This is a genomic window from Nocardia sp. NPDC005998, from assembly GCF_040614395.1.
GTDB lineage: Bacteria > Actinomycetota > Actinomycetes > Mycobacteriales > Mycobacteriaceae > Nocardia.
Genome location: NZ_JBEXUI010000029.1, coordinates 97,339 through 113,660 on the forward strand (window position 1 = coordinate 97,339; position 16,322 = coordinate 113,660).

Annotated in this window: 14 protein-coding genes and 1 pseudogene; 6 read left to right on the plus strand and 9 right to left on the minus strand. The window is 66.7% G+C overall.

What is annotated here, in order from left to right; all coding sequences use genetic code 11:
• Window positions 1-8: 8 nt before the first annotated feature.
• Complete coding sequence (locus tag ABZ293_RS30360; protein ID WP_355186194.1) at window positions 9-896, plus strand: LLM class flavin-dependent oxidoreductase; 888 nt, start codon at window positions 9-11, stop codon at window positions 894-896.
• Window positions 897-1,269: 373 nt separating this feature from the next.
• Here ABZ293_RS30360 and argS read toward each other — a convergent pair whose 3' ends face one another.
• Window positions 1,270-3,033 (minus strand): arginine--tRNA ligase, encoded by a 1,764-nt coding sequence (gene argS / locus ABZ293_RS30365; RefSeq protein ID WP_355186196.1) that lies wholly within the window; start codon window positions 3,031-3,033, stop codon window positions 1,270-1,272.
• A 192-nt stretch (window positions 3,034-3,225) separates the two neighbouring features.
• Between argS and ABZ293_RS30370 the strand changes: the two genes are divergently transcribed.
• Window positions 3,226-3,765, plus strand: coding sequence for a DUF3558 family protein (locus ABZ293_RS30370; protein WP_355186198.1), 540 nt, complete (start codon window positions 3,226-3,228; stop codon window positions 3,763-3,765).
• Between the two features lie 74 nt (window positions 3,766-3,839).
• Here ABZ293_RS30370 and ABZ293_RS30375 read toward each other — a convergent pair whose 3' ends face one another.
• The gene (locus ABZ293_RS30375) at window positions 3,840-5,096 is read right to left on the minus strand and encodes an SPFH domain-containing protein (RefSeq protein WP_355186200.1); all 1,257 of its coding nucleotides are present in this window, start codon (window positions 5,094-5,096) and stop codon (window positions 3,840-3,842) included.
• A complete protein-coding gene (locus ABZ293_RS30380; RefSeq protein WP_354957258.1) occupies window positions 5,096-5,527 on the minus strand; it encodes an NfeD family protein in 432 nt (143 codons plus the stop codon). The genes ABZ293_RS30375 and ABZ293_RS30380 overlap by 1 nt, the downstream gene beginning before the upstream one ends.
• A gap of 80 nt (window positions 5,528-5,607) precedes the next feature.
• Here ABZ293_RS30380 and ABZ293_RS30385 point away from each other — a divergent pair, with 80 nt between their 5' ends.
• The 4 genes from ABZ293_RS30385 to ABZ293_RS30400 all read left to right on the plus strand — a co-directional run bounded on the left by ABZ293_RS30385 (window position 5,608) and on the right by ABZ293_RS30400 (window position 11,308).
• A complete protein-coding gene (locus ABZ293_RS30385; protein ID WP_355186202.1) occupies window positions 5,608-6,435 on the plus strand; it encodes a DUF3097 domain-containing protein in 828 nt (275 codons plus the stop codon).
• A 210-nt stretch (window positions 6,436-6,645) separates the two neighbouring features.
• Window positions 6,646-7,464, plus strand: a complete 819-nt coding sequence (locus tag ABZ293_RS30390; protein ID WP_355186204.1) for a hypothetical protein — start codon at window positions 6,646-6,648, stop codon at window positions 7,462-7,464.
• A 109-nt stretch (window positions 7,465-7,573) separates the two neighbouring features.
• A complete protein-coding gene (locus ABZ293_RS30395) occupies window positions 7,574-8,344 on the plus strand; it encodes a serine protease (protein ID WP_355186206.1) in 771 nt (256 codons plus the stop codon).
• A gap of 519 nt (window positions 8,345-8,863) precedes the next feature.
• Window positions 8,864-11,308, plus strand: coding sequence for an FHA domain-containing protein (locus tag ABZ293_RS30400; RefSeq protein ID WP_355186208.1), 2,445 nt, complete (start codon window positions 8,864-8,866; stop codon window positions 11,306-11,308).
• A gap of 18 nt (window positions 11,309-11,326) precedes the next feature.
• Here ABZ293_RS30400 and ABZ293_RS30405 read toward each other — a convergent pair whose 3' ends face one another.
• The 6 genes and pseudogenes from ABZ293_RS30405 to ABZ293_RS30430 form a co-directional block, all read right to left on the minus strand.
• The gene (locus ABZ293_RS30405) at window positions 11,327-12,388 is read right to left on the minus strand and encodes a ferrochelatase (RefSeq protein WP_355186210.1); all 1,062 of its coding nucleotides are present in this window, start codon (window positions 12,386-12,388) and stop codon (window positions 11,327-11,329) included.
• A 21-nt stretch (window positions 12,389-12,409) separates the two neighbouring features.
• Window positions 12,410-13,246: an NADH-dependent enoyl-ACP reductase InhA gene (gene inhA / locus ABZ293_RS30410; protein ID WP_354957252.1), complete on the minus strand. Its 837-nt coding sequence runs from the start codon at window positions 13,244-13,246 to the stop codon at window positions 12,410-12,412.
• A 76-nt stretch (window positions 13,247-13,322) separates the two neighbouring features.
• Entirely contained in the window at window positions 13,323-14,039 is a 717-nt protein-coding gene (gene fabG1 / locus ABZ293_RS30415) for a 3-oxoacyl-ACP reductase FabG1 (RefSeq protein WP_354957251.1), read from the minus strand.
• Window positions 14,040-14,136: 97 nt separating this feature from the next.
• Window positions 14,137-15,141 (minus strand): VWA domain-containing protein, encoded by a 1,005-nt coding sequence (locus tag ABZ293_RS30420; RefSeq protein WP_354957250.1) that lies wholly within the window; start codon window positions 15,139-15,141, stop codon window positions 14,137-14,139.
• Window positions 15,138-16,088 (minus strand): DUF58 domain-containing protein, encoded by a 951-nt coding sequence (locus tag ABZ293_RS30425; RefSeq protein WP_355186212.1) that lies wholly within the window; start codon window positions 16,086-16,088, stop codon window positions 15,138-15,140. The genes ABZ293_RS30420 and ABZ293_RS30425 overlap by 4 nt, the downstream gene beginning before the upstream one ends.
• A 140-nt stretch (window positions 16,089-16,228) precedes the next feature.
• Window positions 16,229-16,322: pseudogene (locus ABZ293_RS30430) on the minus strand (aldehyde dehydrogenase family protein); the annotation flags it as partial.

The following is a 16,322-nucleotide window of genomic DNA, read 5'->3' on the forward strand; positions in this document are numbered from 1 at the left end:
TGCGATCTGTGAACCTTCGTTTCGGAATTCAGCTGGCGCCGACCGCCGACGAACTCCCGCGTCTTCGCGCACTCGCCCGACTCGCCGATCGGGAGGGGCTGGATCTGCTCGGGATTCAGGACCACCCGTACGCCGGTGGGCTCGCCGATACCTTCGCGGTCATCGCGACCGTCCTCGCCGAGACCGAGCGGCTCCGGGTCTTTCCCGATGTGGCCAGCCTGCCGCTGCGCGGTCCGGCGCTACTCGGCAAACAGGCGGCGACACTCGATCTGCTGAGCGGCGGACGGTTCGAACTGGCCCTGGGCGCCGGGGCCTTCTGGCCCGCCATCAGCGCGATGGGTGGTCCTTCGCGGACGAATCCCGAAGCGCTGCAGGCGCTGGCCGAGGCCACCGAGATCATTCGGACCATGTGGGTGCCGGGCGCGAAGGCCACGGTGGCGGGTGCGCATTACGCCGTGCACGGTGTGCAATCCGGTCCGGCGCCGGTGCATCCGATCGGCATCTGGTTCGGCAGTGTCGGACCGAAGGCCAATGCGCTGACCGGGCGGATCGCCGACGGCTGGGCGGCGCCGATCCCGCACTACCTGCCCTACGAGAAATGGCAAGGCGCGCAACAGATCATCTCGGCCAGCGCCCTCGATGCCGGACGCGATCCCGGCGACATCATGCGGATGGCGCAACTGGTCGGCGATATCACCGAGGCGCCCGGCTCGGTGACATTGCGCGGCGAGGAGCCGATTCGCACCGATGCGGCCGGATGGTCACGCATCCTGGCCGATCTCGCCACCGATACCGGATTCGACACCTTCGTGTACTGGCCGGAGTCACCGGATGAGACCCAGTTGCGCCGGTGGGTCGCGGAGGTAGTGCCGCGCGTGCGCGAACTCTGCACCTGACCTCGGACAGCCGTCGCGTCACGTCGGCGCGACGGCCGATCGAGCGGACCCGTCCCCATCGCAGCCCGCCCAAGCCGATCAAACGCGGCTGTCCATGACGGCGCACCCAAGCCGATCGAGCGGACCCCATCCATGACGGCGCGCACGGACCGATCAAGCGGACCCCATCCATCGCGGCGCGCCGAGACCGATCAAGTGGACCCCGTCCGTGGCGGCACACCCAGACCGATCAAGCGGACCCAATCCATGACGGCGCGCCCAGACCGATCGAGCGGACCCGGTCCAGGCACGCTCGGGCCAATCGAGCGCCCCATCCTTGGCAGCTGCGCCAAGCTGATCGTCCGCACTCGCGTCTGCACCGTGCAGGTGTGGTTCACATGCGCTCAGGGGCCGCGATGCCCAAGAGGCCGAGTCCGTGCGCGAGCGTTTTTGCGGTCAATTCGCAGAGTGCGAGGCGGTTTCCACGGACGGGGTCGGCCGCGGTGAGCACCGGGCAGCTCTCGTAGAAGCCGGTGAAGTCGCGGGCGAGGTCGTAGAGATAGCCGCACAGTCGATGCGGTTCCAGGGTCGCGGACACCTCGGCGACGACCGTGCCGTAGGCGTCGAGTTCCAGTGCCAATGCCCGCTCGGCGGGTTCGAGCGCGACGCTCACATCGATGCGTGACGTGCGGTCTTCGGCCTTGCGCAGAATGGACCGGATTCTCGCATGCGCGTATTGGAGGTAGACGCTGGTATTGCCCTGCAACGCGACCATGCGGTCCAGGTCGAAGGTGTAATCCTTGACCCGGGAGGTGGACAGGTCGGCGTATTTGACCGCGCCGATGCCGGTGGGTTCGGCGATTGCGTCGAGTTCGGCGGCGGGCAGGTCCGGGTTCCGTTCGGCGACAACGGCTCTGGCCTTGGCGACGGCCTCGTCCAGCAGATCGGCCAACCGTACGGTGCCACCCGCGCGGGTCTTGAACGGCCGTCCGTCCGGGCCGAGCACCGTACCGTAGGCGATATGTTCGGCATCGATCTCATCGGTCAACCAACCGGCCCGCCGTGCGGCCTCGAAGACGAGCCGGAAGTGCAGGGCCTGACGGGAATCGGTGACATAGAGCAACCGCTCAGCGCGCAGGGTGTGCACACGGTAGCGAATGGTCGCCAAATCCGTTGTGTCATAGCCATATCCCCCGTCACGCTTGCGCACCATCAGCGGGACCGGCTGGTCATCGGGGCCGGTCACCGCCTCGGAGAACACCACGAGTGCGCCGTCGCTGTCGACGGCGATACCCTTGTCGACCAACTCGGCGATGGTGTCGGCCAGCAGTGGGTTGTAGAACGACTCCCCGACATAGTCGTCGGGGGTGAGTAGTACACCGAGCCGGTCGTAGATATCACCGAACGCACGCTCCGATTCGGCGACGATCTCCCGCCACCGCTGCGAGGTGGCCGGATCGCCGGACTGCAGCGCCACCACCCGGGCCCTGGCGCGGTCCGCGAATGCCGGATCGCCGTCGAATTCCCCGCGAGCCGCCTTGTACAAACCGTCCAGCGCCGATACCGCCGAGACATCGCCGTTCAGCTCATCGTGGCGCCACCTCAGATCTGGGTGCTCGTCCAAGTACTGGATGAGCATGCCGAACTGAGTTCCCCAGTCCCCCAGGTGATTCTGCCGAATTACCGTGCCGCCGAGGAAGTCGAGCACCCTGGCGATGCTGTCGCCGATGATCGTCGTCCGCAGATGGCCGACATGCATCTCCTTGGCGATATTCGGCGCCGAGTAGTCGACCACGGTACGGCGTCCGGCCTCGGCTGCCGCTACGCCGAGCCGATCATCGCCCAGTCGTGCCGAAACCTGTTGCCAGACCACATGATCTGCCACCGTGATGTTGAGGAATCCGGTCCCCGAAACCATTGCCATGAACAGCCCGCCGCCCGGATCGGCCAATGCCCCGGCCAACTCCGCGGCGAATTCGGCGGGCCGCATCCCGACCCGCTTGGCCACCGCGAGCGCCGCATTCGACTGGAAGTCCGCGCGTTCGGAGCGTCGCGCCACCGGATCCGCGCCAGCCACCTCGGGGCGGACGCGCCCGATCGCCGCCGATACCACGGCAGCAGCCTGGCCCAGCAATGGCAGCACTCCGGAATCACCCACGCGCGTTCCCTCCTGTCGGTTCGGATCCGTGAGTATTCCAGCGCGGCCGTATCGTGCCGAATGATTTTCCGGTCCAAGGTCGACGCCTGTCGATGATCAGAGAGGGGTGCGGTCCCACCGGACTGCCCGCCCAAGCGAGCGCCGGTAGCCTTGGCACATACTCGCCCGGCTGGATTCGAGAAGGGAGCGGACGTGGCCGCATTCCGCACGCGCGGCATCGGACTGGCCGTTCTCGCGGTCGCCGGACTGCTGACCGGCTGTTCCGCCCATGGCACGCCGGATGCGGGTCCGACCGCCGCCCCGGCCGCCAACTCCCTGGCCAACTGCACGCCGCTGACCGATGAGCAGATCAGCCGTACCGCACAGGCCGATACCCTCACCGCACACCATCGTCCGCCGGTCTGCGTCTGGCAGGCGCAGCGCGGCGACGACGAATCCGACCTGACCTTCACCTACACCGACCGCGAATCCCTGCAACAGACGTGGCAGCGGGCCGAGAACGACGGCTTCCAGAACGAACATCTGACCATCACCAGACAGATCTTCGGCACCACGGTCACCGCGACCGGCTTCTACATTCGCAATCCGAACGACCCCGGCGATTGCGCGGTCGCCGCCGCTGATAACGGCACCATCGTCTGGCGGGTACAAAACCATGCGCACACCACGACACCAGACCCCTGCGCCGTGGCGCTGCAACTGGCGACGCTGACCATCGATCTCGCGCCCTAACGCCGACCGGACCTGCGCGGACCTCGACGAAACGCCCCGGATCTCTGGGATCCGGGGCGTTTCGTGTCGACCTCCTACTGTGCCGGCGGCTGCCAGGGACGGTCCTGAGGTCCGGGCCCGTCCGGATGGTATGGCTGCTGCTGCGGTGGCACCTGCTGCGGCGGAATCGCCTGCTGTGGTGGCACGACCTGTTGGTACGGCGCGGGCTGGGGCTGACGGGTCACCGGGGTGGCCATCCCCTCCACCGACGCACGGGCATCGGCCTCCGCGGCACGGACCGCCTGTTCGATGGCCGGGTCACGGGCCGTATCGAACCAGCCCGCCACATCGGAATCGTCCTCCGGCTTGCTCTGCACATCGTCGGCCGGAGCGGGCTCGTACCGGAATACACCGTCCTCGCCCTTGGTCGCGAAGTTCTGCGCGAAACCTTCCAGGGCCTTGCCGAAATCGCTCGGCACCAGCCAGACCTTGTTCGCATCGCCGCGTGCGACCAGCGGCAGGGTCTGCATGTATTGGTAGGCAAGCAGTTCCGGCGTCGGCTTACCGGATTTGATTGCGGCGAACACCTTTTCGATGGCCTTGGCTTGACCCTGCGCCTGCAGATAGGACGCGGCACGTTCACCCTGGGCGCGCAGAATGCGGCTCTGCCGTTCACCTTCGGCCGCCAGGATCGAGGCCTGCTTGGCACCCTCGGCGGAGAGAATCTGCGCCTGCTTGGCCCCCTCGGCGGTCTTGATCTGCGACTCCCGGGTGCCCTCCGCGGTGAGGATCATGGCGCGCTTCTCGCGGTCGGCCTTCATCTGCTTCTCCATCGACTCCTGGATCGATGGCGGCGGATCGATGCTCTTGAGCTCGACCCGCGCGACGCGCAGCCCCCAACGACCAGTGGCCTCGTCGAGCACACCGCGCAGCTGGCCATTGATCTGATCGCGCGAGGTCAGCGTCTGCTCCAGGGTCATACCGCCGACCACATTGCGCAGCGTGGTCACGGTGAGCTGTTCGACGGCCGCGATGTAGTTGCTGATCTCGTACACCGCCGCCTGCGGGCTGGTCACCTGGAAGTACACGACGGTGTCGATGTGCAGGGTCAGATTGTCCTCGGTGATCACCGGCTGCGGCGGGAAGGACACCACCCGCTCACGCAGGTCCACCTTGGCCCGGATCCGATCGGCGAACGGCACCAGGAAGGTCAACTGACCGGAGACGGTGCGCGAATATCGACCTAGTCGCTCGATGACCGCCGCCTCCGCCTGCGGGACGAGGGCGATCGACTTGAAGACCACCACCACGACCAACAGCACCAAGACGGCGGCAACGATCAGTACACCCATTACGGCCCCTTCCAGACGACAGCGGTCGCGCCGTCGATCTTCATGACGTACACCGTGGTTCCCTTCGGATACTCGACCGTTGTATCGAACGGCCGGGCGGTCCATTCCTCACCGCCGATTTTGACCAGGCCGCTGTGCTCGGCCACCTGTTCGAGCACCAGCGCCTGTTTGCCCATCAGCGCGTCCACATTCGTCGGGATCGGCGGCGGAGTTCCGAAGCGGCGCCGCAGAACTGGGCGCACCCCGAGCAGCAGAACCAGCGCCAGCACCGCGAAGATCACCGCGTCGACGACCAGACCCGTACCCGCCACCGCACTCACGCCCGCCGTGCCGAGCGCGGCGACGCCCAACATGAGCAGTGTGAGGTCCCCGGTGAGCATCTCCGCTGCCGCGAGCAGCAAACCCGCGACCAGCCAAACGATTGCGGCCACATGCCCACTGTAGTTGTCCGTGGCACTTCTGTGGCGTGACAAACCGAGATCAACCGAAGCGGCAGTGCTAGTTTCGGCGGGTGAGCGGGCGTGACATGTATGGCGGCGATATCTTCTCCGGACATTCGCGAGCGAAGAGGCCAGCGGTGCCGACAGTGTCGGCAGAACGCGACCTCGTGGTGGAGGATGCGGCGAGCGGATTCTGCGGCGCCGTTGTCGGATTCGATCGCAGCTACGACGGCGAGTTCGTCAAACTGGAGGACGCGCACGGTGTGGTGCGGTTGTTCGCATTGCGCGAGGCCGCGTTCCTGATCGACGGTGAGCCGGTGACACTGGTCCGCCCCAAAGCCGCGGCGCCCAAGAAGCAAACCCGGTCGGCATCGGGCTCGACGCGAGTGGAGGGACTGCGCGCCCAGGTCGCCAAGACCAGCCGGATCTGGGTGGAGGGTGTGCACGATGCCGCATTGGTGGAGCGGGTCTGGGGGCACGATCTGCGGGTCGAGGGCGTGGTGGTCGAACATCTCGAGGGTTTGGACAATCTGGCCGAGCGGCTGACCGAATTCGCGCCGGGGCCGGGACGGCGGGTCGGTGTACTGGTCGACCATCTGGTGACCGGTTCGAAGGAAACCCAGCTGACCACCGGCCTCGGTAAGTATGTGCTGGTCACCGGGCATCCTTATATCGATGTCTGGCAGGCCGTGCGCCCGGCGGCGGTCGGCATCGCGGCATGGCCGCAGGTACCGCGCGGTGAGGACTGGAAGACCGGCATTTGCCGCCGCCTCGGCTGGGGCACCCCACAGGAAGGGTGGCGGCGGGTCTACAACGCCGTCGAATCCTTCCGCGATCTGGAAGCCCCCCTGATCGGCGCAGTGGAGCGGCTCATCGACTTCGTCACCGAACCGGAATAACCGCAGCGGCAAGATCAATTCCGGGTCCACTCGCTGAAACCATGTCCCACTACGCGGAATTCGATCCCGGTCGGCGTAACTGTGAAGCGGCGGCGGCCGGTCCGGTATTGCAGGTACTCGCGGTACCAGTAGATCGATAGATGCGCGCAGCTCACCGGGGTATCCGGCATGCTGCCCCCGAGTCGCAACCCTCCTTTATGCTCGATAATTATGTGCTCTCCTAGTGCCACGCTAACGGTGTGGGCTGGCTCATGGCTGGCCGGTCGCAGCGCGCCCGATGACATTCTGGAGGCGTTGTACGCCTGGGCGCCGCGGCACACGATCGCCGCGGGCGACCCGATCACCGGCGGTCGCGACGACCTGCCCTGGTCCTCTCGCGGCAATCTGTCCGGCACCGGAGTCATGGCGCTGCTCAAGGTGATTCGCGAGGCGATGGCCCATCCCGGTGCGCAGCTGCGACTGGTGCTGCCGGTGCCCGGCGATGTGCGCGGTCTGCCGACCGGAACAGCCTTCGCCGCCGATGCCATCGAGGCGGGCGAGGGCATGCTCTTCGGCGTGCCCGGCAGCGACGGCACCGGACTGATCCCGCAGTGGGCCGATGACGACACCCTGCAGTGGACCGTCTACAGCACGCCGATCCCCGCCACGCCCGGATCGGATATGTCGCTCGGCGAGGCGGAGTACACCATGCGCGAAGCGGTGCGCGATGCCGCCGACGCCCTGATGCGACTGCACACCACCGCCGTCGGCGCGGCCGCGGACACCGACCCCCGCGAACTCATCGAGGCCGAACTCGCGGACTATTCCCGCCACGACTATCCGGATTCGATCCCGTTGCGCGCCAGGCGAATCCTCGACAGCGCCGACCACGTCGCCGCCATCCTCACTGTCGCCCAACGCGAACCGGCCTCGTCCCCCACCTCCGCCACCGCCATCGGCGCCCAGGAAGACCTACTACGCCCACTGTGGGATGCGATTCGCGCGGCACGGTTGGTGGCGGTACATGCCGCGGCCCGAGGCAATTCATAAGCACCGGCATTCGGCGCACGAGACGGCCACCGGTCCCCGAAGCCGCGAGATCACCGGCGTCCTCTGGTTGAATAGGCCGACAGATCGACTGAATCATCCGGGAGGCGGCATGTTCCGCATACGTCGCATTGCCGCGGCTCTGACCACCGCAGTCCTCATCGGCCTCGGCGTGCCAGCCGTTCCTGCCACGGCGATCGTGGGCGGCGATACCACCGAGGCGAGCGCCTACCCGTGGCTCGCCGCCGTCGGCTCCCCGTTGTTCTTCCCCCGACCGTCCGGACAGTTCTGCGGCGGTGCGCTCATCGCGCCGGATCGGGTGGTGACAGCCGCGCACTGCGTCGAGTTGGCCCGGCTGCTGCCGCAGGCGATCACCGTCACCTTCGGGCGCACCGACCTGCGCTCGCACGACGGAGTCATTGTGGGGGTCAAGGAGATTCGCATTCACCCGGATTTCCGGGAGAGCGATTTCGACGGCGAGACCGCGCACTACAGTGATCTCGCGATCCTCGTCCTCGACGAGCCGAGACCGGGGCCTTTCCTGGAAATCGCTGCACCACAGCATGATCCGCGCGCATACGGCGACACCGGCACCATCGTGGGTTGGGGTGCAACCAGCGAGACCGACACCTCGAATACGCACCTGCGATCAGCCACCGTCCCCATCGTCTCCAACGCCACGTGCGCCGCCGCCTACGGCTCCGCCTTCGACCCCGCCGATATGTTCTGCGCCGGATCAACCGCCGCCGATACCGCCGAATACGACAGCGGCGCCCCACTTCTCGCCTCGGGCCGCCTGCTCGGCCTCACTTCCTGGGGCAAGGGCAGCGCCCGCCCAGGGTTCCCTGGCGTCTACGCCTACGTCACCACTGTGAGCTTCTGACCAGCACGGAACGTCGCGACAAGGGGGATGAAAATGCGATCGACGATGGTGTCAGCCGATGACGGAACCCTGCTGCACGTCGGTGTCACGGGACACGGTCCCGATGTCGTGGTCCTATCCGGCGGATCGCCCCGCAGCACGACATCCGCCCGTCGTGGCCCCTGCGGCAACTCGCAGCCTTGATCCCGAACGGCAGATTCGAAGAACTACCCGGAGTCGCCCACAACCTATGGGCGACCGATCCATGCATCTGGGTCGACCTCGTTACCAGAAGCTGCCGCGCGCACATGATCACCGACTCAGGGTGAAAGGAACGTTTGCTCCGTGCCGAGTGCCGATCATCGGTTCGAGCAATGCTGGCGCACTGAAGGACCATCGCGCCGTCGGCCGGACCGGCGCCGGGTACGTCGTCGACACGGACGCCAATCGGGTGCCTGCGCTGGCAAGTGCCCGGCAACCAGGATCACGGGGTGGCCGAATCATTGCGGCGACACGGCGGCCCAGTCGTATACTCACGTCATGGCGGGTGAACCGTCTTCCACGGAATCCCTCGTGGCGCCAGTTCTAGTGGTGCAGACGAGGGAGCGCGTCTACCGGCTACGCGCTGGTGACGTCTACAACGTCGGTCGCGATCCGGCCGCCGACGTTGTGGTGAACGATCCGCGCGTATCTTCGATCCACGCAGTTCTGGAGCTGGGTGCCGACGGCTGGGAAATCGAGGATGTCGGCAGCCGCAACGGCACCTTCTTCGGCGGGCGCCGGGTCAACCGGATGGTGATCGACCACGACGAGACATTCCGGCTCGGGCACTCCGTGGACGGTGAACAGCTGGCCTGCTCGCCGGAGGCGCCGCCGGGCAGCGAGTCCGATCGCGATACCGGTGGCGAAACGCTGATCGTCCCCGGCCGTAGCCTCGCCGAGGAAGCGACGGTCACGCAGTTCCCGTCGAGCCTGCCCCGGCGATCTGCGCGATCGTCGCGGATGATGCGGCCCCCCAGCGAGGTCGTCCGGATCACCTCCGACAAGCTTCGGATCGGACGTGCCGCCGACAACGACGTAGTCGTGCCCGACCTCCTGCTCTCCCGCCATCACGCCGAACTGCAAAGGACCGGCGACGGCCGGTACCGGATCATCGACCTCGACAGCCACAATGGCACCTACGTCAACGGCTCTCGGGTCGACGCCGCGGACCTCTCCGAATCCGACTTGATCGGCATGGGGCACACCACCTTCCGGCTCGTCGGCGACGAGCTGCGCGAGTTCGTCGACACCGGTGACGTATCTGTCTCGGTGCAGAACCTCATCGTGCGCACGCCTGAGGGCAAGGTGATCCTCGACGGGGTGAGCTTCCCCATCCCGCAGCGCTCGCTGGTGGGGGTAATCGGCCCCAGCGGAGCGGGCAAGTCGACGCTGCTCGGCGCGATCACCGGATTGCGGCCCGCGACGGAGGGGACGGTCCGCTACGACGGACGCGACCTGTACACCGATTACGACGAACTCCGGCACCGGATCGGGCTGGTCCCGCAGGAGGACATCCTGCACAACCAGCTTCCGACCCGGCGTGCGCTGCTCTACGCGGCCGAACTGCGCTTCCCCGGTGACACCCGCAGCGAGGAGCGCGAGCAGCGGGTCGACGAGGTCCTCGACGAGCTCGGCTTGGCGCGGCACGCCGATACCCGCATTGATCGGCTCTCGGGCGGGCAGCGCAAACGTGTGAGCGTCGCACTGGAGTTGCTGACCAAACCGTCCCTGCTGTTTCTCGACGAACCGACCTCCGGCCTCGATCCGGGCCTGGACAAAACGGTCATGGAAATGCTGGCCGAACTGGCGCACGACGGGCGGACCGTCATCGTCGTCACGCACAGCGTGGCGAATCTCGATTCCTGCGACCGTCTGCTGGTCTTGGTGCCCGGCGGTCGACTGGCCTATTACGGACCACCCACGGAGGGGCTGCTGGAGTTCGCACAGCGCAGCTGGGCCGAGGTTTTCCAGGCCTTCGATCGCGAGCACGAGCGCGACTGGGCCGGTGAGTTCCGGACGTCGCCACGCTTCGAGAACTACGTGGCGGTCGGACTGACCGACGATATCGGCCCAGCGGAAGTGCACACACCGGCGCCGCCGCCCGCGCAACAGTCCAAACTCGCCCAGCTCAGCACCCTGTGCCGCCGATATCTGGCGGTGATCGCCTCGGACCGAAGCTATTTAGCTCTCCTCGGCGTGATGCCCCTACTGCTCGGTGGCTTGATCGCCGCAGTGCCGTCGGGCCAGGGATTCGCCGGGGCGCCGGGATCCAATATCGATGCCGCGACCAAGCTCATGATTCTGGCATTTGGCGCATGCTTCGTCGGCACCGGAAACTCGATTCGCGAGATCGTCAAGGAACAGACGATCTATCGCAGAGAACGCGCGGCAGGCCTGTCACCAGGGGTCTACCTGATGTCGAAACTGCTGGTCCTGGGCGTGATCACCGCCCTCCAGTCGACGGTATTGGTGCTGATCGGCACCATCGGCGTGGATATGCCCCCCAAGGGGCTCTTCACATCGGTCGAGCTGGAGTTGATCCTGGCGATGGCGCTGCTCGGCATCGCATCACTGGCATTGGGCTTGCTGGTGTCGGTGTCGGTGAATACCTCGGAGAAGACACTTCCGCTGCTGATCGTGCTGTCGATGGCACAACTGGTACTCACCGGCGGGCTGGTGCGACTCCCCGGCACACCCGTCCTAGAGCAACTGGCGTACATATCGCCGGCCCGTTGGGGGTTCGGCGCCGGAGCCGCCACCGTCGACCTCGACACCCTCTCACCGCATGAGGGCGCGGCCGACCCGCTGTGGAAACACACCATCGGCACGTGGCTGCTCGACATGGGAGTCGTCGCCGGGCTGGGGGCCGTCTTCCTCGCGCTGGCCTGGTACCGCCTGTACCAGCTGCGTCCACGGCGGCGCGGTGCCCGCCGCGCGATCTGACGCCCAGGACGTCCTGGGCTAGGTTGCCGTGGCGGGACGACGGGGCGGGGTGCAGCAGCCGACCGCACAGGGTGCACCGTTTACGGTGCAGCCATAGCCCGGGATGTCGCCGAGGCGGCGCGGCGAACTACCGGCCAGGTGCTCGTTGATCAATTCGACGACCAACCGGGCGAAGCGGGGATCGGTGCCGGGGGTGGCGGCCCTGGCGAACGCCATGCCCAGTTCCTCGGCCTTTTCCCTGGCTTCGTTGTCCAGATCCCAGATGACCTCGAGGTGATCGGAGACGAACCCGACCGGGCAGACCACGACCGCATCCACCCCCTTGCCGGACAGCTCCTCGAGATGATCGACGATATCCGGATCGAGCCACGGGATCTGCGGTGGACCGGAGCGGGACTGCCACACCAGGTCATAATCGGTGAATCCCGTTGCGGCGGAGCACAATCGGGCGGCCTCGGCAACCTGGCGGCTGTACAGGCGGCCACCATCGGCAGGCGGCCCCGCGGAAATATCGGCCGATACCGGAATCGAGTGCGCGGTGAACACCAGTCGAGCGCCGTCCCGGCGCTGCACGGGCAGGGCATCCACCGCGGCACGAATGGCGGCGGCGAATGCCTCGATCAACAGCGGATGGTCGAAGTACTGCCGCAACTTCACCAGTTCCGGCGCATCCGGCCCCATGGCCGCCCGCGCCCTGCTGATGTCCTCGTCGTACTGCAGACAGCCGGAGTACCCGCCCCACGCCGAGGTCGGGAAGACCAATGCCGACCGCACACCGTCGGCGGCCATCCGCGCGACGGTCTCCTCGACCATCGGGTTCCAGTTGCGGTTGCCGAAATAGACCGGCAATTCGATTCCGGCACCGACCAATTCGCGCTGCACCGCGGCAATGATGTCGCGGTTGAGCGCATTGATCGGTGAGACACCCCCGAAATGCAGGTAATGCTGCGCGACCTCTGCCAAGCGTTCGCGCGGCACGCCCCGCCCCCGGGTGACGTTCTCCAGGAACGGCATGACGTCCTCGGGACGCTCAGGGCCGCCGAACGACAGCAGCAGCAGGGCGTCGGCGGCCCGAACCACGGTGTCTCCCTTCGAAATACGTCAGTTGATCGACATGTTCTCCGGGAACCAGGTGTTGTGGCTGGCTCCGCCGTCGACGTAGATGATCGAACCGGTGGTAGCGGGCAGCCAGTCCGAGAGCAGCGTAACGATCGACTTCGCGACCACGGTCGGGTCGTCGACATCCCAGCCGATCGGCGAGGCACCGTCCCAGTAGGTGTTGAGCTGGTTCAGCTTGGCCGCATCATCGGTCGCGGTGCCCGCGATGGCCTTGGCCGCGAGGGTCTTGATCGGTCCGGCGGCGATCAGATTCGAGCGAATCCGCTTCGCGGTACCGACCTCGCGCGCCACATAGCGGTTCACCGACTCCAGCGCGGCCTTGGCCACACCCATCCAGTTGTAGAACGGCATCGCGGTGCGCGGATCGAAGTCCATGCCGACAATCGAACCGCCCTCGTTCATGACCGGCAGCACGGCGCGCGCCAGCGAGGCGTAGCTCCAAGCCGAGATCTCGAAGGCCTTGGCCGCATCCGGGCCGGGACCGTCCAGGAACGGACGCGCCTCCGGACCCATCAGCGTGCGCGGCGCAAAGGCGATCGAGTGCAGCACGCCATCGACGCCCTCGGGCGCGAGCTCGCGCACCTTATCGGCCAGCGCGCCGAGATCGTCCTCGCTGGTGACGTCGAGCGGGATGGCCGGACCGACCTCTTGCGGCAGCCGCTTGGCGATCCGATCGATCAGCCGCAGCCGCTCCGGAATACCGGTGATCAGCACCTTCGCGCCCTGCTCCTGCGCGACCGCGGCCGCGTGGAACGCGATCGAGGAATCGGTGATGATGCCGGTGATCAGCACGGTCTTGCCTTCGAGCAATCCGCCCATGGGTTTTCGGTTCTCCTGTGGTCGAAGTTCGTGGGGTTGCGCGACCGCCGAGGCGGCGCACCGTTTTCGGGTCGGCTCAGTGGCCCATGCCCATGCCGCCGTCGACCGGGATCACCGCGCCGGATACATAGCGCGAATCCTCGGAGGCGAGGAAGCTGACCACGGCCGCGACATCTTCGGGCTCGCCGAGACGCTGCAACGGAATGAATTTCTTCGCCATCTCGCGCAGATCGTCGGGCAGCTCGGCGGTCATATCGGTCTCGATGAAGCCGGGCGCGACGACATTGGCGGTGATCGAGCGCGAACCGAGTTCACGGGTGACCGAGCGAGCCAGACCGATAACACCGGCCTTGGATGCGGCGTAGTTGATCTGTCCGGCTTGACCGGCAAGGCCGACCACGGAGCCGAGGAAGATCATCCGACCCCAACGCGCCCGCAGCATGGCTCGGTTCGCGCGCTTGGCGCAGCGGAATGCGCCGGTCAGGTTCGCATCGATGACCTTGGTGAACTGCTCCTCGGTCATCCGCATCAGCAGGGTGTCGTCGGTGATGCCCGCATTGGCGACCAACACCTCGACCGGCCCCTGATGCTGCTCCACCTCGGTGAAGGCGGCATCGACCGAGTCACTATCCGTCACATCGCATTTCACACCGAACAGACCGTCCGGAACCCCCGACCCGCGATGCGTGACGGCCACCTTGTGCCCATCGGCCAGCAGACGCTGCGCGACCGCGAGGCCGATGCCGCGATTACCGCCGGTCACCAGGACCGACCGGGATGTGATGTTCGACATGAAGACCAACCTATCTGTTCGGGTTCGTGCGCCACGCCCCGGCCACATGCAGTGCGCTATGCGGCGCCGGGCGCGTCGCGACGGCGGACATTGACGACTACGGCAGGCGTTGACGATAGAGCAAGCCGGTAACCACACCGGCAGCGACGACCAACATGCCCAGCAAAAGCCATGGTCGACTGGCATCGCCCCTGGTCATCTCGAAGCCGATCTGCTCTTCGAGGGTGTCATAGACAGCGGTCAACTCGGTCAGGCTGGACGCGGTATAGAAGTCACCGCCGGAGAGTTTGGCGATCTCGCGCAGCGCATCGTCGTCGACAGGCACCTTGACGCGCTGAGCGCCCTTACCGTCCTGGTCCGGGATCTCCACCGTGCCCCATGAGGTGCCGAACGAAATCGTCGACACCGGAACGCCTTTGTTCTTCGCCAGGCGGGCCGCGGTGAAACCGTGCCGTGGATTATCGACATCCTTATCATCGGGCACGGTCTGCTTACCGTCCGACATCAGCACGATGCGTGCAGGCGGCGGCGTTTCCGCACCGCCGAGCACCGTGGCAATGGTGTCGATCGACTGCAGCGCGGTGAGAATGCCCTCACCGGTGGCGGTGCGCTCGGCGAGTTTGATGTTGTCGATAGCCGCCTTGACGGCCTCGCGATTCGTCGTCGGCGGCACCATGACCGAGGCGGTGCCCGCGAAGGTGACGAAGCCGAGATTGATACCGGGCGGCAGTCCGTCGACGAATTCCTTACCCGCCTTCTGCGCCACCTTCAGCCGCGACGGCGGCACATCGGTGGCTTCCATGGACAGCGAAACGTCCATTACCAGAACGACTGTCGCGCGATTGCGCGGTACCTTCTTGACCGCGGTCGGCCCCGCGGCCGCGATGGTGAGGAAGACCAGACCGATCAGCATCAGCGCAATCGGCACATGCCGGATCGGACTCGGCCGCGACGGGGCGACCTTCTCCAGCAGTTCCATATTGCTGAACTGCAGCATGTGCCGGTGGCGACTGCGCTGTACGAGGATATAGCCCAGCGCGATCAGCACAACGACGGCGAGGAAGCCCAACCAGATCAACGCGGTGAAATGCGAAATACTCACTGGCGCGGCGCCCGTCCGCTCGGGGCGCCGAATGCGTGGCGCCGGGTGGACACGAACCGGACCACATCCGAGATCCAGTCCCGATCGGTCTGCAGAGTGAGCACCGGTGCGCCGCAACTGCGCAGCGCCTGTTCGACCTGAACGCGATGGCGCTGGGCGGCGGCCGCGAAATCGGCGCGCAGCGCAGGAGTCACGCTGAATTCCCGGGTGCGTCCGGTCTCCGGATCGTGCAGCACCACATCACCCACATCGGGCAGCGACAGATCGCGCGGATCGAGCACCTCCACCGCGAGCAGATCGTGACGCGCGGAAATGGCGCGCAGTGAGCGCTGCCAGTTGATGTCACCGAGGAAGTCGCTGATGATCACCGCGAGTCCACGCTTGCGCTGCGGGCGGCGCAGCGATTCGATCGCCTCGCGCAGATCGCCGCGCACACCGTCGCGGGCATGCGGCGTCGTCGCGATCTCGCGCAGCATCGACTGCGCGTGCACCCGGCCGCTGCGTGCGGGAATGCGCGTCAACTGCTCACCGGTCGCGACGACCGCGCCGATCCGGTTGCCACCGCCACTGGTCAGGTGGGTGATCGCCGCTGCGGCCGCGATCGCCAGATCGCGCTTCTGGCACAGTGCGGTGCCGAAGTCGAGGCTGGCCGACAGGTCGACCACCATCCAGGTCTCCAGTTCCCGGTCCGCGATCATCTGCCGGACATGCGGATGGGTGGTGCGGGCGGTGACCGACCAATCCATCTGCCGCACATCGTCGCCCGGCTGGTAGGTCCTGGCCTCGCCCGGTTCCGAGCCGGGGCCCGGGATAAGTCCGAGATGATCGCCGTGCAGCACACCGTCGAGCCTGCGGCGCACGGTCAATTCCAGCGTTTTCAGCGCCGCCGTCAGTTTCGGATCGGACAGTTCACCCGATCGGAAGGACGGCGGTGCGTGGGATGACATCGGCACTGGTGGAACCGGATCCGATGCTGAGGTCACTTCGGCTGGTTATTGCTGGCGGCGGCCGGGGACATCTGCGCCACCGGCGGCTGCGGCACCGCATCCTGAGGTGCGGGCGGCTGCGGAATCGCCGAGCCGTGCGGCGCGCCGAGCCCGTAGAGGGTGTCGTTGGCGATCCGGACTGCCTCGTCCACGGTGTCGAACCGGGTCACCGCGACCACCGGGCCGAAGATCTCC